This window comes from Pseudomonas sp. LAIL14HWK12:I1 (assembly GCF_003202095.1).
In the GTDB taxonomy this organism is placed as follows: Bacteria; Pseudomonadota; Gammaproteobacteria; order Pseudomonadales; family Pseudomonadaceae; genus Aquipseudomonas; species Aquipseudomonas monteilii.
Genome location: NZ_QJKG01000001.1, coordinates 328,431 through 351,390 on the forward strand (window position 1 = coordinate 328,431; position 22,960 = coordinate 351,390).

The window sequence follows — 22,960 nt, forward strand, 5'->3', positions numbered from 1 at the left end:
TCCACGGTTAGCCGCTTATTGGAGATTTAAATGCCAATGCGTCTACCAATTGATATTTTCGCGGCTATCTTCGTCCTCAGACGGTTTGAACACGCCCTGCATAAACTCCTTAAAGAACATATTGGCCGATGAAACCGATACCAGCGCAACCCTTATCTCCTTGTAAGTCTCACTGTCTTCCAAACCCTGCTCTTTCATCCGCACCATCACCTGCGTCAACGCATCCATTTGCTTCTGCGTCGTTTTATAGGGCAACTCGCCAACGGCATTCGCGTATTGTTTCAAGTAACGCTGAATACTGCCCGGTGAGGGTGCCGTGGACGCTATCCACTCCATGAACGCGCCGTAGAACTGGGCAAACTCAGGATCCGGATCAGCGCTGGTTTCCGCGCCCTGAAGCCCCATGCGCTGGTCCAGAGGCACAATCGTCTCGGCGCCTCGATGCGGGGCCTGGCCGGGACCTGCAAGCGAGTAGTTATCAATGTTCATCGCTGTTATCCGACTTCGAAATATTCATCGCGCTATAGCCTTCCTTGTTCAGGTCGGCAGCCCAACTGACAAACACGTTCTTCGACGCTTCATCGAGCTGGCGCACACTCTCCGGTAACTGCTTGAGCTGGGCGATCAGACGCTGCGACAGCTGCTCTTGGGTGGCGCCGATGTCGAGCTCGACCACCTGATCCGCGAGGCGAAACAGGTAACGTTCCTGGGCATGGAAACGGATATCCACCCGCTCGACACCCAAGCCCTTCAACCTGGTGTTCAGCGCCATCTGCCCGGCCTTGCACCGCAGCGGCAGCATGATCTGCAGCGGCTCCCGGCCTTGGTCTACCCACCCCGCCTGCCAACGCTGCAGCAGCGCATCAAGCAGACGGTCGTCCATCAGCAAATCCCCCAGCAATGACCGGGCGGCCTGTACAAGCTCTGCCTGCAACGCGCTTGCCATCACTCGCGACTGCAGTAAAAGCCCGCTCACGTCAGCAGCGGCTTGCAGCACGCCTTGGGAATAACCGTCCTGAAAGGCGTTCGCACGAACACTGTCTGCCTCTTGTTGCGCTTCTGCCATACAGGCCTTGGCGCGCTCGCGGGCTTGCTGCATCAACAACCGACGATTACGCGCAGCCGTGCGTTCTTCATGCCTCAGCAGCAGGGCATCCGTCGAAGGAATGTCAGCAAGCGTTCTGATGGATTCGAGCATGTTGTACCGCCAGGATGAAAAGTGACGAATTCGGCGCCAGGATCGGCAAGGTTTGCTGCAACTCGACCACTCGCGGCGAGAACTGCAAGAACAGACGCTGCATGAGCGCATCCGGGATGTATTGATGCCAAGCTGCCAAGGCAGCGAGCCCCAGGGCGTCGAGCGATGGCTCAAGTCCTTGCGCTTCGCTGATCACGACCGCTGGCCGATTGCCCAGGTTGATGCGGGCGAAGGCTCTTGTCGGAACATCGAGCTCACGCATGCGCGCCCCGCGAGCCAGTTGCGGCCACATCAGGTGCGCCCCCATAAGGCGGGCGACTGCGGGCAAATGCTGCCAATGTGCGACCCAGCAATCAGTCCATGGATTGCGCTTGAGCTGTTGCGGATCGGGGCAACTGAGTGCCAACCCTCTTAGCAACGATTGGTTGAGCAGCGCGCGGGCTGCCGGCTCGCCAAACAGCGCTGGCACAACACCCCGGTGAGGATGCAGATAGTCCAGCGGCTGCTGGAGGATGGCGCGCAGCGCTTCAGTCCCGCGAAGCATGCTCGATCCCTTTCGACTGTCGATACCGCATGACCCAGTACGCTAGCGCAGCCAGAATGCCTAAGACGAACACGCCATAGAGCCAGGTAAAGGCGTAAGCGCGAGGCTCCGGGAAGGGGGCGGCATGCTGAATCAAAGCCCGCTTGGACAAGACCACCGAAATGTGTTCGTAGTCCACGGCCGAGAAACTGTTCTTGAGAAAACGCTTGATATCGCTGATCAGTAGCTGTGGCTCGCTGTCACGCTCATACACCACCAACGCCGAGACATGGATGGGCGCTACCTTGCGACCGCTTTCTCCGGTCTCCAGGTCGTAACTCACATGTACCCGTGCTGAAACCACACCCTCCAGGGTATTCAACGACTGCTCCAGGCGCTGCTCCAGCGCACTGTACAGACGCGCCTTCTCGGCTCGCGGCGAAGCGACCAGAGAGTCCGCAGGAAACATCTGGGCGATTTCAACACGCGGCCTGGAAGGCAGCGAATACAGGGCCAACAGGTCGACCGCCGCCGCGAAATCCCCTTGCGCGATTTGCACCGAGTATCCGGTCTTACCGTTATCCACTTTGGTCGCAGTGATGTTATTGCGCTGCAGTACCGAAATCACTTCATTGACCTGCTGTTGGTCAAGGCCCTCAAGCAAACTCGGTTGTCGACAGCCAACCAGCATCAAACAGAGCAGCGCAAGCCAGGCGAAAACCTTCATGACGAACGCAACAACGTTTCGGCCGTAGTCACTGTTTTACGGACCAGGACGTTGAGTAAAGAGACATCGATGTTGTACTGCGCAGTGAGCAGCTGCAATTCGCTCAACACTTCCGGGTTGGTGATATCCGGGCGTTTGAGCATGGCATTGATCCTTGCATGATCACGCTCGGTGCCCACAGCGGAGCTGGCGAAACTTTCGATCAAACGACCCTCCAGGGAAACCACTGAGCCAGGCTCGGGACGCGCCCATTCGGCCATCCGAAGCGGACTCAGGTTCACTGACGTCAGGGAAGAAACAGACATAGTAACCCCACAAGAACAGTGCCCGGCTGGCATATGAAATTCCTGCCAGCCGAGCGGAGACGCAAGGCTTAACGCGCGGCGGAAACTATCGCCGTGTCAATTTCCTTGAAGCCCTTGATCGTATTGGTCGCAACGTTACGGAACACGTTGTAGGAAGAGAATGCAGCCTGATAGGCCGCCAATAGCGTGGGGTCCGACGCATCTTCATGCAATGCGGCCAGTGCCTCATCGAGTTTGGTTTTGAGGCCGGTAGCGCCGTCCTCGAAGCCTTGAGCCTGTCGGCCCAGGAAGTCATCATGAAATTCAATAGGGTTTGAAACCGTACTCATATATCAACCGTTATTATCAAAGGGATTTAGGAAAGTGCCAGGATGACGGTGTCATCTTGATGTAACCCTGGGGCCCATACTGGAACGACTTGCCCTTGAGCCAGTCATCTTTGAGCTCGATCGCGAAATGAACGTACCGCTCACCCCATTGCCGACCGAACGTTGCGACAAAGTCACCCAGGGCCTGCAACTCCGCGTCCTCAAGATTGCCCTCGACTGTAAAGGTCACACCCTCAGCATGTTTGTGCCGAGTAAAGGGCAATGCCAGGCGTTCCAAGCCTTGCTCGGCCAGGTGCAGGAGTTCGTCATCGTCACTTTGTACGATCATTATTTCGCGAGCGTAGGGTGCGACTGCGATCAAAGCGCTCTCCAGGCGACGCCGCAATCCGGGTGCCAGCAGGCTGCGTTGACGACTGATCAACAATCGCGGAACAAGCGGATCACTGAGATCCATACGGTGATAGGCGAGTTGCGGCGCAAGGCTGGACACCAGACTCTCCAAACGGCGACGCTCGTCGTATGTGGTCATCACCTGAGTCGCCGAGTACCCATTGCGCACCAATACCTGCCTTCCCCATGCGGCATCGCGCTCGGAGTCAGCGAAGACGTAAATTGCCTGGTCGCGGCCGTACATGACGACCATGCTGTTGTTACCCCCGGCAATCAGCGCCTCAACATTCGACACAGGAGTGGAATTCGAGGCGTACCAACCGAACATGGCCAAGCCAGCCATTATCACCAGCACCGCTGCAACAGCCACTCGCCGCGAAACGATAACGGGCATCCGAGCCGGCTCAGGCTCAGCAAGCACAGCCGACCCTTGTACCAACAACTCGCTCCGCCACGCCTCATCGAATGGGCGCACGGCGATTAGCAACTCCGATATATGCTCCAGTGACTGGAATGGAATGGGCCGCTCAACCACACCTTCGTCACCCAGGATACGCACGACACACTCTGGGCGGTCATCACCCCCAAGCAAGACCTCAAAGTTGCATCCCCCACACGCCAGCGGAATGTAGATGGCATCGTCCGGAACACTGAGCGGATGTTCAATCGAGCAAAACGTTGCCTCGGAACCAACGACAAAAAGAGTACGCTGCTGCGCCAGATCAAATTCGCAACCCTGCAGCGGGCCACTGAACACCCTCAGGACGCATTGCGTTGCAGGAGAATCCTGCATGCTGTTCACCACTTGGTCTAACTCTATGAAAAGCGCCTACCGCTTCGGCATGCGATAAATGATAGGGCGTGGAAGGTAGAGAATCCTGATCAGATTATGAGGAGCACCTGTTGCAAGCGATCAGAATCCGGCTAGAAGAATGCCGGTCACCGGCTTCGAACCCGCAACGAACACTGAGATGATATTCACGTGTTATTCGCTCGACTATCGACAGGTAATCGTCGGAAGCTTGCGCATTAGCTGTAGGCCCCGCCGGCATCACACAAACATGCCCACCCAATACGGCGGCCAATCGGCGAACCTCTTCGCACTGCATTTCCAGGGCGCACTCATCATCCTGCGCCAGCAACGGCAAGACTAATAACGAGGGCACCGATGAAGGCGGCCCCCCTCGTTCGACGACCTCCCCAACAAAGCGATAACCCTTGCCATAGACCGTCTTGATATAGTCATTTTCACGCCCCAGCAACTTGCGCAACGCATAAATGCAGCGGGTAAGGGACTCCTCGGCCACGTCGCAGTTGGGCCACACCTGGTCCAGCATCCAGCCCTTGGGAGCTAGCGAGCCCGCCGCTGACAACAATAGCTGTAGTACATGCAATTCCTTGGGTGGAAGATGTAGTCCGGTACCGTCACGCAGAAGTAACCCATCCGCCTGCAATATCCATTGGCCAAACACAAACGACCGCCCTGGCAATTGATCAGTAACCCCTTCCATAACGCAAATTGCCCCATCCCAATGCGATGAATATGCCGTGACATTGGCGGAGTTCATCCGCACCCGGCGTGAGTGACCAACTATAGGGGAAGTGATACCTACGATATTTGAGATTTCTCTACAATAAGCTAGAGACTAATCCGCATTATCCAAGGAAAGGCTCTAATTCCCCACTGAGTCGCCGACGCATACCGTCTGCGGCATAGTAGAGATATCTTGTCGAAAAATGGCTACGCACCCTTACCAGTGCGCACGTTCGGGAAAGCGCTCAGACAGACGCCTGAGCGATTGCCTGATGAACCACGCGATAAAGATCCTCCACGTTACGAATACTGGCCAAACCCTCTGGAGGCAGTTCAATGCCCAGGACACAGTTAATCTCCAAAGCAATATCCAGAAAATTCAACGAATCCGCACCGAGGTCCTCCACCAAGCGGGCGCTTGAGGTAACGGCATCGACATCGACCACGAGTTTATCAGCGAGAATTGCGACAATAACGGTCTCGATTTCAAGCTTTATCATTTGCTTCATAACGACGACGTCAACCAATCCCGCTCGCGAGCGCCTTGAGCATCTCTGCATACTGGCTCAATTGCGAGGAGAGGATCTTGTTGAAGTTCTCGTGATACGAGTTGGCGTTCCCGTACTTGGTAGTGAATAACTGCAGCTGGTTCTTCAGATCACCTTCCAGGCTATTAAAACCGGTCTGCCAGGCTTGGAACTTCGCGGTATCCCAGGTCGCGCCAAATATGGGAGCTGCTGCGATCATTCCCTCCAGCGGCGATAAGTCCATCATCACGCGATAGCCACCGCTGCCATCAGGCTGCACACATGAATCAGGCAACCCCAAGGCCTTGGCCCACTTCTGTGCCTCTTCCTGTGTCGCACTTCCCATACCAGAGGTGGGATAGAGGACCCCGTCCGGGGCTTGCTGATACTTATTGCGCAACGCCATCAAAGCAGCGCGAAGTTTATAACTTACTTTGACTTCCTTACCGTCGTTCCCACCTGTTATCCACTCCCCCATCTTCGCCATGATGGTTTCGTTGAACTCCTTGTAGAAGTCCGAGTATTGGGTCAGCAGCGCTTCGTAGATCTCCAGGTATTCGCCCTTGATGAAACCGATCATCGCCAGCAATTGCTCAAAAAAATCGGCGCTGCCACTGAACGGATTCAACGCATTCCGAGCAGCTTCTGGCGCCAACGGCAAATCGCTTAGTTTCTTGAGCGTTTCATCCTTCCACTGTTGGATGTTGGGGCCAGCAGGGTGGGCAAGCGCTGCCCATTTGCGTAACTCGGCTTCCAGCAAATGCCCCTGAACCTGACTGGGCTTTACTTTCCCGAGCTCCGTTCCACCTAACCGGGATACCAACGACTGCGTCAACCGTTCAGCCGCCGACGGCAGTGGACGATGATCGACCTCAGGACCGCCAACCTTTTCATCCGCCGGCTGATTGATACGCAGCGCAATGGCAGGGGAGGACCTAGTGACAATTTCCATGATTCAACTCCTGCTCAGGCGCGTACAGAGGCGATTGCGCTCAGGGTAGAGCCGCGACTGTCGACCAACTGCTGGATAGCGTCCAGCATCTTGCTGACCAGCACCGCATCTTCATTGACGCTCTGGCTGGCGACATCACTGACCGCCTTGTTCAGACCCTGCTCGGACTGGTGCAGCACTTCGCGCTGACGCTCTGAATACTCTTGCAAACGCAGGATGGCGGACAACCCGGAGCTGATGATCATCGCCATGGAACTGACGGCACCGCCAACAGTCAGGTTGCGCTCGTATGTTTTTGCCTGAAGGGCACTTTCCATGCGCGCTTGCGTGGCTTGGTCAACCGCCTCACGAATCTTCGACTCAAGAACTGCCCGCTTGCTCGGGTCAATTTCCAGGTCAACGCGCATCTGGTGGGCCTGCGCATCGAACTTCGCCGCAGCCGACTGATTGATCTTGATATCAGTATGCTTCTGGCTCTGCCCGCGCAAGGACAACCCGGCACCCGCGACGGCCATGGTGGTGGCAACGACCGCACCACTGACCGCAGCCCACATCGCGGCCTCACCACCGGCCATGATGGCAACGCCTTGCGCAATGGCGGCCTCATAGGCCATCTGTGTGAACTTGCCGCTCATTTCAGCGCTCGATTTGCGTGCGATATTGAGCGCGACAATCGACGCCACCAACACACCGATATGTTTTTCCCACGCGGCGGGGTCGAACGACAACAGGTCCGCCACGGGATCTTTCACCGCACCTTCGGTACCTTCTTTCTCCTGCTGGACCACAGTGGCCAGAAATAAGCCCATCATCGCCTGGCTTTCGCTCTCGCTAAACCCCGAGGTACCCAGGTGCTGATTCAACTGCTGAGGGGTCAATGCTTCAACAGCGTGCGTGGGTCGAGACATCAACACCTGCGCATCGAGCCGTCCACCGAGGTTGCTGATCGACAGCGGCTGCTTTTGATCGACGACCTTATCTGCCACCTCTGCAGCCTGAGGGCTGACTAACGATGGAGAACGACTATTGATTGATAATTCCATGTGTGCCACCCCTGTTGAATCAAATATTGCGCGCCATGCTCAAGCTGCTGCTGTTGATACTGTCCTGGATACTGAAGGCTTGCTTGATGGCGTTATCCTTGGCCTTCATGGACTGATCGAAGAGTTGAACCATGTCGTGCAGATAGTTCTTCAGCGCTTCGGAGATAACCTTGGCGAACTCGAAGTCGGCCAGGTGTTGCGCCGCGTTGCGCTGGTGAATACCCGACTTGGTTTCCAACGCGGATTGGGCGGCGGTACCGCCCGCCTCTACCACCGCCAGCGAAGCAGCCAGGCGCGATGCATAGAGATCCAGGGAGATCGCATCTGACTTGAGACCGATGCTGGACCGGGCCTTGGTCATGACACTGGTAAACCCATTGCTGACCGCCCGTGCGGCCTGCTTGAGCATTTGTGGCGTCATCTCGTTGGCCATCTTGCCGAACATGTTGCCCATCGCATTGGCGACCCGCCCCGCAGCAGACTTGCCAACAACCGCCACAACCACCAGTACCGCGACCATGGCCACGGCACCGATGATTGCGCCCATGATCATCCCCGCCATATCGGCCGACGCCGCATCAACGCCGGCCTTCTTCAGAAGGTCCGCAATCCCCTTGCCGATGCCCTGAATCATCGGGCTGAGGATGTTGTCCATCAGAGGCTGCATGGCTTTTTCCATGAACGACATCCCGGTCAACTGCTTGCCCAGCATGTCCGCTCCCGTCAATCCCACACCGACAGCTGCCAGAATCAGGCTAGCTCCGCCCGTGAAGGGAGCCCCGACAACACTCAGCACGGTCAGCACCGGGCCCAAAAACTTACCGATACACCCCGCCGTCTTGATGGCAGCTTCGGCTTTACGCACTTGCTCCAGGTACTCTTCAGACTTTTTCTCCATGTACTCCTGACGCGCCACCTGCATGCTGCGGAACAACTCCTGTTCCGCTTCAATCTTGTTTTCAGCGCTTTCGCCCATCAACTCTGCAAAACGTGTCATCAGCAGCACCATGGTCGCAGCCGCGTTCAGCTGACGCTTGATGCCATCGAGCACCGGCTTGTCGCCCAGCCCCGCGATTTCCACCGACCTGGCCAGAGCCTCAGCCTTTTTGCCCGCCTCTCCAGCCACCTTGACTGCGGCCTGATACTTCAGCTCGGCGTTGCTCAGCTGTTGTTGGGCGGCGGTCAAGTTGCCTTGCGCCAGATCACGGGCCGCCAAGGCTTTGGCATGCTCGGGCGTACCCGGCTCGGTTTTCCCCAGCGCCGCTTCAGCATCGGCCAGCGCCCTTTGCGCGCTGTCGACTTTAGCCTTGGCCGCCGCGAGCTCTTCCTCGGATACGCTCGCAGAGGCGACAGCCGCTTCCAGTTCCGCGAGCGCACTCAGATAATCGTCTGACAATGCCTTGTTGCCCTCAGCGCTGGCCTTGGCGGCCGACCTGAGGATTTCCATGCGCGACTTGAGTGACTCCAGGCTGACGTCACCCAACAAGTTGATGAGCGAGGCCATCAACAAGGTGAACCTGTCTTCAGAACCCTTTCTCTCACGCTCAGCACTTGGCGGTGGCGAAGCCAGAATCGGCCTACCCAGCGCAGCAGTATTACCACCTTGCGACTGAGCGGCGTAGCTCACACCTTGCAGGTTGGCCAGTGCCGTATCGGCAGCGCGCTGCCAGGCCTTGGTGTTGGCCGCCTTACTCGCCGCTTCGGCATAACGTTCCCTGCCGGCCTGACGGGCCTGCGTTTCCGGGGATATGCGTGAGTACAAAGCCCTGATATCCATTACAACTCTTTCTCCGAGTGATCGGCGTCGATAGTGGTCAACGCATTCAGGTAAGCCTGGGCCTGCTCACGCATACCCGGCTCCTGAACACGCTCGATGACATACTCAAAACACAACTTGGCCTTGCCGGCTTTACCCAGCGCCAGCTGGCATTGGCCGGTATAGAGCATCGGGCGGTAATCATTTTTACCTTGGGCAAAAGCCACGGCGTACAGATCAACCGCTTTCTGATAGTTCTGCTTGAGCTGATGCACCGCCGCCAGCCCCATCCAGTACTGCGCGTTATAGAAGTCGTAGATACACAGGAAATGGAAAAACTTTTCCGCATCGTCCAGGCGCCCCTGCTCGTAGAACTCATAGGCAAAGGCGTAGAGGCCATCCATCTGCTCGGTACTGACGCCGCGCAGCTCTTTGAGCGACGCACCATCAAGTACGGCCTGCATCACATGCTCGGCAATCCGGTCCTCTTCCTGCTCTGTATGTTTCCGACTACTCATGACTACTTACTCCTGAATGTTTCTTCAGCGGTGCTGACAAGGCTATTGAGCCAGCTGAAGGCAACGGGCGCCGTCACAAACCGCTCATCGTGGTGTTCGTGAATCACTCATGCTTGCATTCGGTTTTGCAGGAGGCCCGTCAGGCCTGCTCGACCTGCTCGAGCCAGACCAGAAGTCGCAGGACGTTTTCGATTTCCTGCATCTGTATGAAGGTGTAGCGCTGATGGGTCTTGAAGATGCGTCTGGCCAGGGCAATGTCACTGATTACCGGCACGCCAACTTCAGCCGCGTACTTGCGCACGGCCAATGCCCGCTGGTTGGTCTCCATCAGTGAGATAAACGGCATCACTGTGACTTCCGGGCGGAAGTAAATACCCACAGCGATGTGTGTGGGGTTGGCGACAATCACTCGCGAACCACGAATGTCGGATTTGACTTGTTCGGATAGCAGCTCCCGATGTAGTTCGTGCCGCCGCCCCTTGATTTCCGGGTTGCCTTCCTGTTCCTTGTGCTCGCGCTTGACTGACTGCTTGTCCATCTTCAGATCCTTGATGTACAGCCAGTACTCACACAGTGCATCAAGCATGACGACCAGCACGATGCAGCCCAGAAAAGCCAGCACCAGCACCAACAACAAATGAGCCCAGATCGGGAACAGATCGACCGGTTGCGCATGGAGTTGCGCAAACAGTAAATGCCGCTGAGTCAGCCAGACCACCCAGAATGCGATTACGAAACTGCCCAGATACAACAGGGATTTAACGGAATCCTTCACTGTTCTGAGACTGAACAGCTTTTTGAAGCCGTTAACCGGGTTCAGTGCGCCGAAGTTCAGCTTCAAGGCCTCGCTGGCAATGGCCAGGCCGGTCTGCAACAACGTGGGCAAGGCGCTGGCGAGAAAACACACAACGATCAGCGGGGCCACGACCTTGAGCATCAGCACCCCGAGCTCGGCGGCATATCGCTGCTGATCGGCGGCGAAACCCGAAGCGATGATGCGCCGGTAAACCTCCATCACCTCCAGCAAGCTGCCGCTGCTCGTCAGATAGATGATCGCGCACAGCATCAGGCAGGAACTGGAGAGATCCTTGGCCTTGAAGGTCTGGCCCTTTTTCGCCGCGTCGCGGCGCTTCTTGGCCGTGGGTTTTTCAGTTTTCGAGGCGCTGGACATATCAGCGGGCCTCCGGTGCTACGACCCAGTCCGCCAGCTGATCAGGCTTGGAGGCCATGCGCAGTATTTCGTCAGGCAGGTGTGCACTGAAATACAGAAGCAACACCAGTAACGCGATGGCTCCCTTGACAGTGAGCGACACCGAAAACGCGTTCATTTGCGGCGCAAAACGCGCCAGCAGACCCAGCAGCGCCTCGGTGAGCAACAAGGTCGCCACCACCGGCGCGCTGATGATCAGCGTTTTACTGATCAACGGATCGAGCAGGCCGAGCAACGGCTGAATCCGCAGCTCGCATCCGAGTACCGGCGAGCAGAGTTGGTAGCTGCGGCTCAGGGTTTCCACCAGCAACGCCATTCCCCCGCCCTCCAGGTAGATCACTGCCGCGAACAGCTGGAGAAAATTGGCCAACTCCGAGGTGTCGTCGCCGTTGGCCGGATCGATCGTGTTCCCTAACATCGCTCCGCGCTGGTTATCGATCAGGTTGCCCATGCCGTGCAACACCCAGAACGGCCAGGACAAGAGGCAGCCGAGAATCACGCCTACGCCGGCCTCTCGCAACAACAACCCGTAGAAGCCAAACGAGTCCAGACGAGGCAACGTGCCAGCGGTATAAGGCCAGAGCGCCATGCCAACCAGCACGATCACGGCGTTTCGCGGTGCTCCGGTGAGCGCACGACTGTTGAGAAACGGCAGCATGAAAAAAACCGGTGCCAGGCGAGCGAAGCAAATCATCGCACCGGCCAGCCAGCCATGCAGGTCAAAAAAAAGGCTTACATTCATCGCGATTCACTTCAGGGCCAGGCGCATGACTTCCCGACTGAACCCCAGCAACGGCTCACCGTACCAGCCAGAAAGCAGAAACAGACAGATCGACACCGCCAGCAGTTTGAAGCCAAAGGGCAAGGTTTGCTCCTGAAGCTGGGTCACAGTCTGAAACAGACCGATCAGCAATCCCACCAGCGTGGCGACAATGATCGGCCAGGCCACCAGGATCAATATCAGGTACAGGGTTTTGTTGCCGGCAAACACCAGGTCATTCATCGCCGATTCTCATTGAGCCAGAGACAGGTACTGCCCAACCAGTCCGGTAGAAAGCAGTGCCCAGCCATCCAGCGCAACGAACAGCACCAGCTTGATAGGTACGGAGATGATCACCGGGCTCATCATCATCATGCCCAGGGCAAGCAAGATACTGGAGACCACCAGGTCGACGATGACGAAAGGCAGATACAGATAAAAACCGATCTTGAAAGCGGCTTTGATTTCGCTCAGTGCATAGGCTGGCAGCAACGCGAACAACGAAGGCTCCAGCGTCTCGTCAGGTTCGACATCGACGGCATTGGGGTTCTCGCGCGCGATCTGCGCCCGCTCGAAGAACTGTGCCAGGTCTGGGTCGGTGTACTTGGACAGGTATTCGCGGTAACTGCCCAGGCCGTTATCGAGGAACGCCACCACCGCATCGATGTTGGTGAACTCAACCCGGTTTTCCTTGTAATAGTCATAGCCTTCTTGCACCACGGGGCTCATGACGAACATCGCCAGTAACAGCGCAACGGCGTTGAGGGTCATGTTCGACGGCACCTGCTGCAAGCCCAGGGCGTTGCGCACGATAACGAAGACAATCGAGAACTTGATGTAGCAGGTGCCTGCGGCAATCAGGAATGGCAGCAATGAAGCCACTGCCAACATCCCGATCATTGAAATGTCATTCATTACCCATGCCCCGCCCCACCTCACGCAGCTCGACACCCAGGCGATCGCCTAGCTGGACCAGCTCACCCACAGCAATGCACTTGCCAGCGACACGGACTTCAACATTGCTCGCGGCCGTGGACTCCAGGGGCAGCACCTGGCCCTCGATGAACGCGTTGAGCGCAGCCAGGCTCAGGGTGAGTTCGCCCAGTACGAATTCAAGTTTGACCGGCAGCGCCGATAGCACGCCGGGAGCGGCCGGCGAAAGGTTATCCGGGGGGGTGAGTTGCATGCGCAGACCTTCCTTGACAAAGGTGAACTGGCCGATACACAGGTCGGCCATGAAGAGTTGTCGGGTTTGCTCGGCGATGATCAGCACATCGCCCATCGCCAGTTGCCGATAGGGCAACCGAGCCAGCTCGCTGTTACCGAGCACGATTCGCAGGGCCTGCGGCACGGCCTGCAACCACGCCTGCAGCGGGCGCGAGGCCTCCTTGCGCTGGCTCGGCCCTTCCATGACCCACACGTCGCTCTGGGGCGTTGCAATGCAGGGCAGACAAGCCCCTTGCAGCGCCTCTCCCTGAATGAGCTCGAACGCGAACAGGCGCTGGTAGTCCAGCAGCTCGGGCGCAACTTCGACGGGCCGGCTGACCGCAGAGAACAGATCCAGAACCTCCTGGCCTGTGCCCTCTTGAAGCAGCCATTGCGACCATTGCGGAGCCACGGCGTGCAACCACTCACGCGCCCCGATCATGCCTTGCCAGAGACCGTGGCAACCTTGTGCCCAGAAGGTCAGATAACGTGCCTGTGGCGAAGGTTGGCTCAGCTGAACCGGGTGCCCCTCACGCTGCCAACGGGCCACCGCATGGCGCCGCTCATAATCAAGTGGCGCAACGCAGCGCAGCAACAGGGTGGAGGTCACGCCTGCTGCCCTCCCTGCTCACCTGTGTCTCGACGCGTTTGACGGCTTTCCTCTTCGAACGCCTCCTCCGCTCGCTCCTGCTGATGACGGTCACGGTGTTCATGCCCCTGCTGATCAGCCAAACGCCAACGCGAATCCGGCACCTGCGCCAGGTTGTCGCTCAAATAGCTGGAAACCAACGCGCTGTCTGGATTGAGCAACAACTGCTCGGGGCGTTCGCCCCCCGCCTTGCTGACTGTGATCAGACCCACAGCATTACCTTTGCTGAAGGGCACCTGAAGATAGCGCCTACCCTCCTGGGCAGTGCTGGCTTCAGGCGCCGGCTTCGGTTCAGATGTCGGGTTAGCAGCCACCGCCGAGTGCGTTACGCGGTGCAAATGCAGTGGCTTTTCCAGTAAAGGCAGTGCCTTTTCCAGCAAAGGCGGTGGTTGCGCCGGTAAGGCTTGAGGCGTTTCCTGCTTGACCGGTCTGTCGGCGACAGCTCGATCACAGGCCCAAAGCGCACTGGCAACAGTGGTCCGGTCAGGCTCCTGTGTCCGCATGGCGACCGGCAAGCGGGTAGACGACGATGGAACATGCTGCTGAGCCGACACATCGATGGCAGCGTGACCGGGTGTGGCGAGCGCAGTGGCAACGGGTGCCTGAACAAGCACCTGCGCAGCGATCGGTAAACGCTTAGTCTGCAACACAGGTCTAGCATCAACCCGTGCCGGCGATGAAGGCACGGACGGCTGCTTCATTGACACATGTATCGTCTGATCCACCGATACTTTGGCCGACCTGGACTCCGTCTCGGCCGCTGGGCGTAGTGCTGCCAGCGATGGCTTTAGCGGGAGCTCGCGCAGTGGCTGCAACTGCGCCAACATTACAAGCGCGCCCTGCGGCAAGTCGTCCAGTGTATTACGGGCTTCAGAGACCTGTGGTTGAACTTCATGGCCGAGCTCATCGGAGGCTAAAATATCTTTGACCGGGCGGACTGCCGCTACAGGAGGGCGCACTACGCTCATTTCCAATTCACCAATAGTTCATCAATGTCATGTTCTTCCTGGCGCCACAGACGTGAACGACGTTCGCCCAGCAAACGTTGCTCCAGACTCTGGTACTTCATATGCTTTCTCTGCAGCGTCTTGATATGCCGTTGCAAACGCTCAACCCCTTGAGCCGCCTCCTGGTGCTGGTCCATCACGCGGATGCGCTCTAGCGCCAGGTTACCGATCTGCCGCCGAATGACCGCCTGACGCCGCAACAGCGCCAGCAACTGGGCATGGCTCAACCGCTGATCCTCGGGGCGTTGGCTTATCAGGAGCTCATCGAGCCCTTGAGCCTGTTGCTCGATTGCCTGCAACTCATGCTGAAGCGGAATCATTGCGCGCAAGGCCTTATCGAGCATTCGCTCACACTCAAGCTGCCGGTAGTCGCTGAAATCCAGCAGGCGCCGGACATTAGCCAAGCAGACCATGCAGGCTCTCCAATGCAGCCTGAGGTGCACATCGCTCACTCAAATCCTGGCAAAGCCAGCCCATCAACGCTTCGCGACAGGCCATGGCCTGATCGTTGGCCGCATTCTCCCCGGGTCGGTATTCCCCCAAGTCGAGCAATACCTGCAGCTGTTCGATGCGGGCCAACACCTTGCGGGCGATGGCCGCCAGTTGCTGAACATCAGGTCCGGTGACTTGATGTGCCACCCGACTGGCACTACGGAGCACATCGATTGCCGGGAAATGACCACTGGCGGCCAACTTGCGGCTCAGGTAGATATGTCCATCGAGGATGGAGCGAATCTCCTCGGCAACAGGGTCAGGTTCATCGTCGCTTTCCAGCAATACGGTGTAGAACGCGGTGATACTCCCGTTGGCAGTCACACCCGGACGTTCCAGCAAACGCGGCAGGGAGTCGAACACCGAAGCGGGATAACCACGCCGCGCCGGTGCCTCCCCTGCCGCCAGCGCGAGGTCGCGGCGAGCACGGGCATACCGGCTCATCGAGTCGAGCATCAACACCACCTGCCGGCCTTGATCACGGAAATACTCGGCGATTGCCGTTGCCTGTAATGCTGCATTGCAGCGGTCGTTCGAGGAGAAGTCCGAGGTCGCGTACACCACCACACACCGCGTGCATTTATCCGAATGACGCAACGTCTCGACAAACTCGGTGACCTCCCGCCCCCGCTCTCCGATCAGCCCGATCACGAACACATCTGCTTCGCTGTGGGCGATCAACATGTTCATCAATGAAGTCTTGCCTGATCCCGCCGCGGCAAAGATGCCAATGCGTTGGCCTATGCCGCACGTCAGCAAACCATCGATCGCCCGTACGCCGGTGGCCATCGGCTGGTTTACCGGGCGACGCTGGTGGTACGCCGGAGGATCAGCATCCACCGGGCAGTCGCAACCCTCGAATGCATCGCCGGGGGCCAAACGTTCGACTATCCGCCCCTGGGGGTCGATCACGCTACCGAGCATGGCAGCGCTGCAATACAGGCTGAGCAATGAACCGGTAGGCACGATCAGCGATTCACGGGACAACCCTCGCGCATCACCCAGCAAACTGAGCAGTACCGCATCGGGGCTGAAGCCGATCACTTGCGCGCGAGCGCTCACCGCAGTGTCCCGCCAGTTTCCTCGCACCTCGCAGACTTCGCCGATCACCACATCGTGCAGTGCCGCTTCGAGAAGGGGACCATTCAAACGCAACGGGTGGGCAGCACGGCGCTCCAGCGATGGCCGACTCATTGGCAGTTGCATAGCGCATTCTCCTAAAGGGTCTTGAGCACAGTCACTGAAATGGCGTCGGAAATTTCGCCAAACGACACCACATCCAGCTCCCGGTAACGGCCCTCGATCAGTTTCTTGATGTAGCGCCGCACATCCACCGAGGCCAGGATGACCATGTCTTTCTGAGGGATGTGCAGGCTATCGAGCCCGACTGCCAGCCGGTCCATAAGCTCTTCGCTGGCGGAGGGCTCCAGGTTGAGGAAGCTTCCGCCAGAGGTCTGACGTATGCCCTTGCGCACCACGTCCTCGAACTCCGGCGAGAGCAGCAGCACACGCAGGTCGTTGCCGTTGGCAAACTTGTTACTGATGTAGCGTGCCAGGCCGCCGCGCACGTGCTCGACCAGGACAATCACGTCTTTCTCACGCGAGCCCCAGTGAGCAAGCGTTTCAAGAATCAGTTTCATGTTGCGCACCGAGATCCGCTCGGCGACCAGGCGCTGCAGGAGCTCCGCGACTTTCTGCACCGGGGCATGCCGGTAGACCTCTTTGACCAGGTCCGGGTAGCGCGCTTCCATCTCGTCGAGCAGGACCTTGCTCTCCTGCACCCCGAAAAACTCCGAAATATTGCGAGCCAGCAGGGTTACCAGGCAGCGATAGAATTCGTCATAAGCCGTACGCAACTGATGCCCCAGGCCCTGCAGTTTTTCGCGCTCGCTGCTGCGCACCCATACGCTGGTTTGCTTGTTGCTGTCGACGCCCCTGGTCAGGTCCAGGCCGAGATGTTCAAGCTCTGGCTTGTAATCGACAACACGTAGCAGATCGAAGTGGATATCGAACTGGTCTGCACGCACTTCGTTGATCAACACCGCGACTTGCCCAATCGGCAGTGAGTCGGCACCGCGCAATCGGGGCTCGGGGATCCGGATACCGTAATCGATGAAGAACTGGCTGCGAAAACGCTCACATAATCGAGCCTCGCGCAGCGCTTCGACGCGAGCGCTTGGCACCAACAGCATCAAGGCGACGGTTTCGGTGGCCATGTCGTCGACGTTCTCGATCAGGCCCAACTCGCTTTCGGGTTCCCCCTCTTCACCCGCCAAAGACACAACGGGGGCAGTACCCGAGCTTTTCTTCTCCAGCCGGTAGCGAAAGAACAGCAATGCCACCAGCGCACTGGCGATGATCAGAAACACCGCAACCGGGAACCCTGGCAGCATTGCCACACCGACCGCCAGCAAGGCAGTGATACCCAGCACAAAAGGATGCCCCAGCAGTTGGCTCATCATGTTGCGCCCCAGGTTGGCCTCGTCTCCGTTAACACGGGTCACGATGAAACCTGCACCAATGGCGATCAACAGCGCGGGAATCTGCGCTACCAGGCCGTCACCGATAGTCAGCAACGTGTAGGTCGACAGCGCCTCGGACATGTCCATGCCCAATTGCCCGACACCGATTGCGATCCCCCCCAGAAAGTTGACGAAGATGATGATGATCCCGGCGATCGCATCGCCCTTGATGAACTTCATGGCGCCATCGAAGGAGCCATACAACTGGCTTTCGCGCTCTAGCGTACTGCGCCGCTCACGCGCCTCCTTGGCATCGATGACACCGGCCTTGAGGTCGCCATCGATGCTCATTTGCTTACCCGGCATGCCGTCGAGGGAGAACCGCGCCGCCACTTCCGCCACGCGCTCGGAACCCTTGGTAATGACGATGAACTGCACGATGGTGACAATCGCGAAGATCACGAAGCCCACCACCAGGCTGTCGCCAATCACAAACTCACCGAATGACGCGATGATGTCACCGGCATCGGCCTGCACCAGGATCAGCCGACTGGTACTGATCGATAACGCCAGACGGAACAACGTGGTGATCAACAACAGCGCGGGAAAGGTGGAAAAACTCAGGATCCGCTCGATGTAGAACGACCCCATGAAGACGAGGATCGCAATGACGATGTTCAGACCGATCAGAAAATCCACCAGCGGCGTCGGCAATGGAATGATCAGCATGGCGATGATCATCACCATGAGGGCCAGGATCAGCAGCTCGGGGCGAGCAGTGACATTGCGCAGGAATTTATCGAGCATGATAAGTACCGACCTTTCAAGATCAGGAGGCGAAACGAGCCGTCAACGCGGCATGTCGCTCGATGGTTTCATGGGCAAACACCAGGTCGGCCAAGTGCGTGAATTGCGCGGCGATGCGCGCTAATGCCTCGTCATCGCCAAACAGCTCCAGCGGCAGCGCCAGGCAGGCCAGTCGCAACAGTTGCAGCAGTTGCGCGCGCTCGTGATGGTCAACCAACAACAAGCGCTCCCCAAAGAGACCTGACAGCAACGGGTCGAGCTCGTCGGGAAACTGCAACAGCCCCAACAAGAACACCAACCAGTCCGGCTCGCTGGCGTTATGCTGGCAAACCAGCTCGTGTACGAGCAGCCCGCGGATGAACACGACATCAACCGAACGCAGACGCTTGAGGTCACCCAGTTTTTTCAGCAACTGGCCAAACTCGTCGCGTGAGCAACTGGGGTCCTGGGCATCGATGTCGGTCAGCAAGGCTGCCTCGATAAAATCCAGGACCGGGCCACGGTGCCGATAGCCGTAGAGGGCTATCCAGTCCTCATAAGACTCGACCGGGCCGCCTTCGGACTCCAGGAACAAGCGATAGGTGTCACGCAACAAAGCCGCTTGCAACGCCAGCGCCTTGCCAAACATCTTGGCTTTGAGTGCCGAATTGATACCGGCCTTCAAACGCTTGGGCGGCGACTGAACGAGTACCTGTTGCAGTAGCGTCTCCAGACGCCGGCGAGTCGCCTCGGCCATCACTCTTTCCCGCAACAGCTGGCGCAGCACCAGCACCAGATCACTGTCATCGGGAAACAGCCCCCGGGCCTGTGCCAGCAGCCATTCGATGCTGCGCTCGGCAAGCTTGGCCAGCGACTGTATTTGCCGAGCCTTGGGAACAACATCTTCCTCCAGGACCCGCTCGAAGCTGTCTGCCAAGCCTTCGAACTTGTCGCCAAAATCGCCTCTACGGCGAAACTGCGAACGCAGGGACGCCGCCATCTCATCGCTGTTTTCAACGAATCGCTGGACGCTGGCTGCTGGAGAAGTATCGTCGTCTGGCGCTTCAACGACCTTTGCCTGGGGCTCGCCGCCCTGATGCGTGCGCGCCATCTGCATGCGCGACAGCACTGCGCCAATAGCCGCCATATCAGCGCTCCAGCGCGCGCAGCACCGCGCGGTCGGCCGGGTCACGGGCCACCTTGCCGATCACCTGCGCGCCAATCTGCATAGCGCCTGGTTCCAACGGACTGTCGAGCTCTTTAGGTTGAATCAGGAACACCCGAACCGTGTTGGATTCACGGGTCTGCCGATAGCTGAACATCCTCCCCAGATAAGGAATATGCCCCAGCACCGGAATACGCTTGATCACCTCTGCACTCTCGTCACGGGTGAAGCCGCCTACCAGCAGGCTCTTACCCCTCGGCACCCGGGCAACGGTACTGATACGCGTTCGGCCAACCGTCGGCAACGCGTCGATCGCAGACGACTGCGCGGCCGAATCGACCACACTGCCGTCCTCGATGTTGAGTGCCATCTCGACTTCTCCGGATGCTGAAATCCGTGGCAAGACGCTGACCAGGGTGCCGTAAGTGACATGTTCGAGCTCAACACTGCGCTCACCGATCAGCCGCGCATAGAACGTACGGTTATTGTCGAAAATCGCCGGAACGTTTTCTTGAGTCAGCACGACCGGGCGCGAAACCACCCGGGCGCGGTTGTCGGTTTCCAGCGCCGAAATGGCAGCCATGAACGAAGTGCTATCCAGCGTACTCAGCGAGCCGCCGTTGAGCGATGCGGCCACCTTCGAGCCAACCTTGAACGACCCCTTCCAGTCGACGCCCAACTCATTGAGGTCGTCCTTCTGCAGGTCGATGATCCACAGGGAGAGCTCGACATGGCGCTTTGGCTCATCGAGCGCAGCAACCAGATTCTCGATAAAAAGTACCTGTTCCGGGAGCCCCTTGACCAACAGGCTATTGGTATCGGGATAGGCCACTACGCGGATATTGCCGGCAGCCAGATCACGAGCGATGATCCGCGGCGTAGTCGTGTCGGAAGATGCAGACTCAGGAACTCCCAGCCTCTCCAATGGAAAGCTCGGCATGCCACCCGGACGCCCTTCTCCAGCCCTGTTGATCACCGCGTTGACACCACGGATTTCCCCCTTGAGCAGCGTCTCGATAGCCGTCGCAATGCCGGGTACCGTGATGCTTTGGTCGCGCAACTCGTAATTGCGATCTGCAACGAAGGTATTGCGCAAATTGATAACGCCAATACGCTGCTGTCCGAGTTGCAAGCCGGCACTTTGGTTGTCCATGAATTGCGCGGCCTGCGCCACCAGGTCGACATAGATCGGCGGGCCGGAAATGTAAAAGGTCCGCAATCCATCATGACGCAAAGGGTATCGGGCATCGCGCAAACCAGAGTTGCGCAGGAAAGCATCCAGCTTCTGGACAGTGATGGTGTTCAACGAGATGACAGTACTCTTCGCTTCGGCCGCCTCATAGACATACAGCGTCTGACCATCGCTGTACCAGATCAGCGCCATTTGCCGAACAATACGCTCCAGCGTCTGCTGCGGTGCGGCGAGCGAAAATTCGCCACTGATGGTGCGCCGCGCTGCTGCTTTGCTGAGGATGACCGGTTTACCCAAGGACGCTGACAGTGCATCGAAGAACGTGCGCAGGCCTTCCTGACGAGCCACATAACCCTCTTCAGCACGAACAGAGGCAACCGATGAAGCCATAGGCAACATGCAACAAAGCACGAGCATGACAGCCCGCGGACACATACTTTTAAACTTCATGAATTCATTCGCCAGACAGGCCGGTTATATCGATCAAACTACTCGGCGCAATGCCGACCAGCTCTCGAATCTCTTTGGAAAAATGCGAGGAAGAGGCGTAACCAAACTCCAAGGCAACGTCTGTCAGGGAGGCAGCGCCTTCAGCCATGCTCAGAAGCGCTCGCGCCGTACGCCACACACGCAACTCGGACTTGGCTGTACCACCCAGGGCTTGACGGCAAAGCCTTCTGAAGTGTGAAACCGATACGCCATAACGACCTGCAAGGTCCTGGAGCTTTTCACCCCCCGAACCTTGCTCCAACAAAAAACCGAGCAGCTGATAATGCTCACTGCTACGCAGATGACGGGCAAAAGTTTGATAGGCAGCATCACCTTGCAACGCAAGGGTGAGATACCAGGACTCCAGCGCCGGCGCCGCTCGCCCTTGGCCAAGACCTTCGCTCAACACGGCCCAAGGCTCGCCTGGAGCAGGTCGCACCTCAGGCACGCCCCCCTGATCGATGAACAACTGCAACTTGAAAAGATTCGTTTGCGATAACGGCAGCACCCAGGCGCTGCCACTGAGCACTTGCAACCCCGGGCGTAAAACCAGCAAGCCTTGCCAACCTGGCGCCAGGCACAAGAAAGCCGAACGCTCGCGATGCGCCAGACACAGAACGTCACAGCCATTGCGGATACGAATGACTTGCTCACCAGACTTCGTAAGGGCACACCAATCCCTCAGGGTTGAAATCGAGTCTGGTTTATCGTCCGCCCCCACTTCAGTTGCCACCATCACAATCACCCGGCATAGATTCCCAGCCACTATGCTGGAGACCCGTCGAACAATCTTGATGAGAAACTGATGACAACTGCCTGTACCGACCTCTTCGCGGGCAAACCCGCGCCCACAGTTACCGCACCACCTTCAGCCCTGTGAAATCCCTGTGGGAGCGGGTTTACCCGTGAAGAGGCCGGCCCTGCCGAGATAGGTTCATGAAAGGAGGGATTGAAAAAATGCAGGCATAAAAAAAGAGGCCCTTAGGCCTCTTCTTTTTGTGACCCCAGCCATGCACTGAGGACCGAATTTGGAGCGGGAAACGAGACTCGAACTCGCGACCCCGACCTTGGCAAGGTCGTGCTCTACCAACTGAGCTATTCCCGCGTCGTGATGGGTGCCATTCTAGCGATTTCTAAAACAGCGTCAACCCCTTGATTCAAAAAAACTTTTATTTCTGCTCCGAACCTTCGCGCAGGTGCGGCCAGGCGGCCAGCAGGTAGTGCACCATCGACCACAGCGTCAGCCCCGCCGCCACCAGCAGCAGCCCGTAACCCAGGATGACCCAGAAAGTCACCGCCGGTGGGTTGGCCAGCAGAATCACCAGTGCCAGCATCTGCGCTGCCGTCTTCCACTTGCCAAGGTTGGACACCGCCACATGCGCCCGTGCGCCCAGCTCCGCCATCCACTCGCGCAGTGCCGACACCACGATTTCGCGGCCGATGATGACCGCAGCCGGCAGGGTCAGCCAGAAGTTGGCGTGGGTCTGCACCAGCAGCACCAAGGCCACGGCCACCATCAGTTTGTCGGCCACCGGGTCCAGAAAGGCACCGAACGGGGTGCTCTGCTGCAGCCGACGCGCCAGATAACCGTCCAGCCAGTCGGTGGCCGCTGCGACGGCAAACACGCTGCTGGCGGCCATATAGCTCCAATGGTAGGGCATATAGAACAGCAGGATGAAAATCGGGATGAGCAGGACGCGTAGAACGGTGAGCAGGTTTGGAATATTCATCGGTACGACT

At 58.1% G+C, this 22,960-nt stretch carries 26 protein-coding genes and 1 tRNA gene; all 27 read right to left on the reverse strand.

The window, feature by feature from the left end:
* Positions 1-42: 42 nt before the first annotated feature.
* Positions 43-489, reverse strand: coding sequence for a hypothetical protein (locus tag D906_RS01570; RefSeq protein WP_027615044.1), 447 nt, complete (start codon positions 487-489; stop codon positions 43-45).
* Entirely contained in the window at positions 479-1,198 is a 720-nt protein-coding gene (locus D906_RS01575; protein WP_177325290.1) for an oxygen-regulated invasion protein OrgB, read from the reverse strand. The genes D906_RS01570 and D906_RS01575 overlap by 11 nt, the downstream gene beginning before the upstream one ends.
* On the reverse strand, positions 1,170-1,742 hold the full coding sequence (locus D906_RS01580; protein ID WP_016711555.1) for a hypothetical protein: 573 nt from the start codon (positions 1,740-1,742) through the stop codon (positions 1,170-1,172). The genes D906_RS01575 and D906_RS01580 overlap by 29 nt, the downstream gene beginning before the upstream one ends.
* Complete coding sequence (locus D906_RS01585) at positions 1,726-2,448, reverse strand: EscJ/YscJ/HrcJ family type III secretion inner membrane ring protein (protein ID WP_019096347.1); 723 nt, start codon at positions 2,446-2,448, stop codon at positions 1,726-1,728. Before D906_RS01585 ends, D906_RS01580 begins: the two co-directional genes overlap by 17 nt.
* Positions 2,445-2,786 carry a type III secretion system inner rod subunit SctI gene (gene sctI, locus D906_RS01590; RefSeq protein ID WP_325073248.1) on the reverse strand — a complete coding sequence of 114 codons (342 nt, stop codon included), beginning with the start codon at positions 2,784-2,786 and terminating at the stop codon, positions 2,445-2,447. The genes D906_RS01585 and sctI overlap by 4 nt, the downstream gene beginning before the upstream one ends.
* A gap of 35 nt (positions 2,787-2,821) precedes the next feature.
* A complete protein-coding gene (locus D906_RS01595; protein ID WP_016711558.1) occupies positions 2,822-3,082 on the reverse strand; it encodes an EscF/YscF/HrpA family type III secretion system needle major subunit in 261 nt (86 codons plus the stop codon).
* Between the two features lie 16 nt (positions 3,083-3,098).
* The gene (locus D906_RS01600; RefSeq protein WP_177325291.1) at positions 3,099-4,265 is read right to left on the reverse strand and encodes a PrgH/EprH family type III secretion apparatus protein; all 1,167 of its coding nucleotides are present in this window, start codon (positions 4,263-4,265) and stop codon (positions 3,099-3,101) included.
* Between the two features lie 94 nt (positions 4,266-4,359).
* On the reverse strand, positions 4,360-5,040 hold the full coding sequence (locus tag D906_RS01605; RefSeq protein ID WP_081717228.1) for a winged helix-turn-helix domain-containing protein: 681 nt from the start codon (positions 5,038-5,040) through the stop codon (positions 4,360-4,362).
* A gap of 211 nt (positions 5,041-5,251) precedes the next feature.
* A complete protein-coding gene (locus D906_RS01610) occupies positions 5,252-5,533 on the reverse strand; it encodes an acyl carrier protein (protein WP_020424230.1) in 282 nt (93 codons plus the stop codon).
* Positions 5,526-6,485, reverse strand: a complete 960-nt coding sequence (locus D906_RS01615; RefSeq protein WP_019096352.1) for an IpaD/SipD/SspD family type III secretion system needle tip protein — start codon at positions 6,483-6,485, stop codon at positions 5,526-5,528. The genes D906_RS01610 and D906_RS01615 overlap by 8 nt, the downstream gene beginning before the upstream one ends.
* A 14-nt stretch (positions 6,486-6,499) precedes the next feature.
* The gene (locus D906_RS01620) at positions 6,500-7,528 is read right to left on the reverse strand and encodes an IpaC/SipC family type III secretion system effector (protein ID WP_050587768.1); all 1,029 of its coding nucleotides are present in this window, start codon (positions 7,526-7,528) and stop codon (positions 6,500-6,502) included.
* A 19-nt stretch (positions 7,529-7,547) separates the two neighbouring features.
* Entirely contained in the window at positions 7,548-9,305 is a 1,758-nt protein-coding gene (sctE, locus tag D906_RS01625) for a type III secretion system translocon subunit SctE (protein ID WP_027615049.1), read from the reverse strand.
* Positions 9,305-9,802 (reverse strand): type III secretion system translocator chaperone SicA, encoded by a 498-nt coding sequence (gene sicA / locus D906_RS01630; protein WP_019096355.1) that lies wholly within the window; start codon positions 9,800-9,802, stop codon positions 9,305-9,307. Before sicA ends, sctE begins: the two co-directional genes overlap by 1 nt.
* A gap of 139 nt (positions 9,803-9,941) precedes the next feature.
* Positions 9,942-10,973, reverse strand: a complete 1,032-nt coding sequence (locus D906_RS01635; protein WP_027608770.1) for an EscU/YscU/HrcU family type III secretion system export apparatus switch protein — start codon at positions 10,971-10,973, stop codon at positions 9,942-9,944.
* Between the two features lies 1 nt (position 10,974).
* Positions 10,975-11,754 (reverse strand): type III secretion system export apparatus subunit SctT, encoded by a 780-nt coding sequence (gene sctT, locus D906_RS01640; protein ID WP_019096357.1) that lies wholly within the window; start codon positions 11,752-11,754, stop codon positions 10,975-10,977.
* 6 nt (positions 11,755-11,760) lie between these two features.
* The gene (locus tag D906_RS01645; RefSeq protein ID WP_027615050.1) at positions 11,761-12,015 is read right to left on the reverse strand and encodes an EscS/YscS/HrcS family type III secretion system export apparatus protein; all 255 of its coding nucleotides are present in this window, start codon (positions 12,013-12,015) and stop codon (positions 11,761-11,763) included.
* A gap of 9 nt (positions 12,016-12,024) precedes the next feature.
* Entirely contained in the window at positions 12,025-12,687 is a 663-nt protein-coding gene (locus D906_RS01650) for an EscR/YscR/HrcR family type III secretion system export apparatus protein (RefSeq protein ID WP_025753401.1), read from the reverse strand.
* Complete coding sequence (locus D906_RS01655; RefSeq protein WP_019096359.1) at positions 12,680-13,588, reverse strand: FliM/FliN family flagellar motor switch protein; 909 nt, start codon at positions 13,586-13,588, stop codon at positions 12,680-12,682. Before D906_RS01655 ends, D906_RS01650 begins: the two co-directional genes overlap by 8 nt.
* Complete coding sequence (locus D906_RS01660) at positions 13,585-14,595, reverse strand: hypothetical protein (protein WP_025753399.1); 1,011 nt, start codon at positions 14,593-14,595, stop codon at positions 13,585-13,587. The genes D906_RS01655 and D906_RS01660 overlap by 4 nt, the downstream gene beginning before the upstream one ends.
* Positions 14,592-15,047 (reverse strand): hypothetical protein, encoded by a 456-nt coding sequence (locus tag D906_RS01665; RefSeq protein ID WP_019096362.1) that lies wholly within the window; start codon positions 15,045-15,047, stop codon positions 14,592-14,594. The genes D906_RS01660 and D906_RS01665 overlap by 4 nt, the downstream gene beginning before the upstream one ends.
* Positions 15,031-16,332 (reverse strand): type III secretion system ATPase SctN, encoded by a 1,302-nt coding sequence (gene sctN, locus D906_RS01670; RefSeq protein WP_027608769.1) that lies wholly within the window; start codon positions 16,330-16,332, stop codon positions 15,031-15,033. Before sctN ends, D906_RS01665 begins: the two co-directional genes overlap by 17 nt.
* Positions 16,333-16,343: 11 nt before the next feature.
* Positions 16,344-18,395, reverse strand: a complete 2,052-nt coding sequence (locus D906_RS01675) for an EscV/YscV/HrcV family type III secretion system export apparatus protein (protein WP_025753396.1) — start codon at positions 18,393-18,395, stop codon at positions 16,344-16,346.
* A 22-nt stretch (positions 18,396-18,417) separates the two neighbouring features.
* Entirely contained in the window at positions 18,418-19,521 is a 1,104-nt protein-coding gene (gene sctW, locus D906_RS01680; RefSeq protein ID WP_025753394.1) for a type III secretion system gatekeeper subunit SctW, read from the reverse strand.
* 1 nt (position 19,522) lies between these two features.
* Positions 19,523-21,079: a type III secretion system outer membrane ring subunit SctC gene (gene sctC / locus D906_RS01685; protein WP_027615051.1), complete on the reverse strand. Its 1,557-nt coding sequence runs from the start codon at positions 21,077-21,079 to the stop codon at positions 19,523-19,525.
* A 106-nt stretch (positions 21,080-21,185) separates the two neighbouring features.
* Positions 21,186-21,956 carry a helix-turn-helix domain-containing protein gene (locus D906_RS01690; protein ID WP_019096367.1) on the reverse strand — a complete coding sequence of 257 codons (771 nt, stop codon included), beginning with the start codon at positions 21,954-21,956 and terminating at the stop codon, positions 21,186-21,188.
* A 293-nt stretch (positions 21,957-22,249) separates the two neighbouring features.
* Positions 22,250-22,325: transfer RNA gene (locus tag D906_RS01695), tRNA-Gly, on the reverse strand.
* A 64-nt stretch (positions 22,326-22,389) separates the two neighbouring features.
* Positions 22,390-22,950, reverse strand: coding sequence for a CDP-diacylglycerol--glycerol-3-phosphate 3-phosphatidyltransferase (gene pgsA, locus D906_RS01700; RefSeq protein ID WP_016711578.1), 561 nt, complete (start codon positions 22,948-22,950; stop codon positions 22,390-22,392).
* Positions 22,951-22,960 lie beyond the last annotated feature (10 nt).

Bases quoted from the DNA above. Each gene is read 5' to 3' on its own strand.
- D906_RS01570 (WP_027615044.1), bottom strand. From the start codon at position 489: ATGAACATTGATAACTACTCGCTTGCAGGTCCCGGCCAGGCCCCGCAT.
- D906_RS01575 (WP_177325290.1), bottom strand. From the start codon at position 1,198: ATGCTCGAATCCATCAGAACGCTTGCTGACATTCCTTCGACGGATGCC.
- D906_RS01580 (WP_016711555.1), bottom strand. From the start codon at position 1,742: ATGCTTCGCGGGACTGAAGCGCTGCGCGCCATCCTCCAGCAGCCGCTG.
- D906_RS01585 (WP_019096347.1), bottom strand. From the start codon at position 2,448: ATGAAGGTTTTCGCCTGGCTTGCGCTGCTCTGTTTGATGCTGGTTGGC.
- sctI (WP_325073248.1), bottom strand. From the start codon at position 2,786: ATGCCAGCCGGGCACTGTTCTTGTGGGGTTACTATGTCTGTTTCTTCC.
- D906_RS01595 (WP_016711558.1), bottom strand. From the start codon at position 3,082: ATGAGTACGGTTTCAAACCCTATTGAATTTCATGATGACTTCCTGGGC.
- D906_RS01600 (WP_177325291.1), bottom strand. From the start codon at position 4,265: ATGCAGGATTCTCCTGCAACGCAATGCGTCCTGAGGGTGTTCAGTGGC.
- D906_RS01605 (WP_081717228.1), bottom strand. From the start codon at position 5,040: ATGAACTCCGCCAATGTCACGGCATATTCATCGCATTGGGATGGGGCA.
- D906_RS01615 (WP_019096352.1), bottom strand. From the start codon at position 6,485: ATGGAAATTGTCACTAGGTCCTCCCCTGCCATTGCGCTGCGTATCAAT.
- D906_RS01620 (WP_050587768.1), bottom strand. From the start codon at position 7,528: ATGGAATTATCAATCAATAGTCGTTCTCCATCGTTAGTCAGCCCTCAG.
- sctE (WP_027615049.1), bottom strand. From the start codon at position 9,305: ATGGATATCAGGGCTTTGTACTCACGCATATCCCCGGAAACGCAGGCC.
- sicA (WP_019096355.1), bottom strand. From the start codon at position 9,802: ATGAGTAGTCGGAAACATACAGAGCAGGAAGAGGACCGGATTGCCGAG.
- D906_RS01635 (WP_027608770.1), bottom strand. From the start codon at position 10,973: ATGTCCAGCGCCTCGAAAACTGAAAAACCCACGGCCAAGAAGCGCCGC.
- sctT (WP_019096357.1), bottom strand. From the start codon at position 11,754: ATGAATGTAAGCCTTTTTTTTGACCTGCATGGCTGGCTGGCCGGTGCG.
- D906_RS01645 (WP_027615050.1), bottom strand. From the start codon at position 12,015: ATGAATGACCTGGTGTTTGCCGGCAACAAAACCCTGTACCTGATATTG.
- D906_RS01650 (WP_025753401.1), bottom strand. From the start codon at position 12,687: ATGAATGACATTTCAATGATCGGGATGTTGGCAGTGGCTTCATTGCTG.
- D906_RS01660 (WP_025753399.1), bottom strand. From the start codon at position 14,595: ATGAGCGTAGTGCGCCCTCCTGTAGCGGCAGTCCGCCCGGTCAAAGAT.
- D906_RS01665 (WP_019096362.1), bottom strand. From the start codon at position 15,047: ATGGTCTGCTTGGCTAATGTCCGGCGCCTGCTGGATTTCAGCGACTAC.
- sctN (WP_027608769.1), bottom strand. From the start codon at position 16,332: ATGCAACTGCCAATGAGTCGGCCATCGCTGGAGCGCCGTGCTGCCCAC.
- D906_RS01675 (WP_025753396.1), bottom strand. From the start codon at position 18,395: ATGCTCGATAAATTCCTGCGCAATGTCACTGCTCGCCCCGAGCTGCTG.
- sctW (WP_025753394.1), bottom strand. From the start codon at position 19,521: ATGGCGGCTATTGGCGCAGTGCTGTCGCGCATGCAGATGGCGCGCACG.
- D906_RS01690 (WP_019096367.1), bottom strand. From the start codon at position 21,956: ATGGTGGCAACTGAAGTGGGGGCGGACGATAAACCAGACTCGATTTCA.
- pgsA (WP_016711578.1), bottom strand. From the start codon at position 22,950: ATGAATATTCCAAACCTGCTCACCGTTCTACGCGTCCTGCTCATCCCG.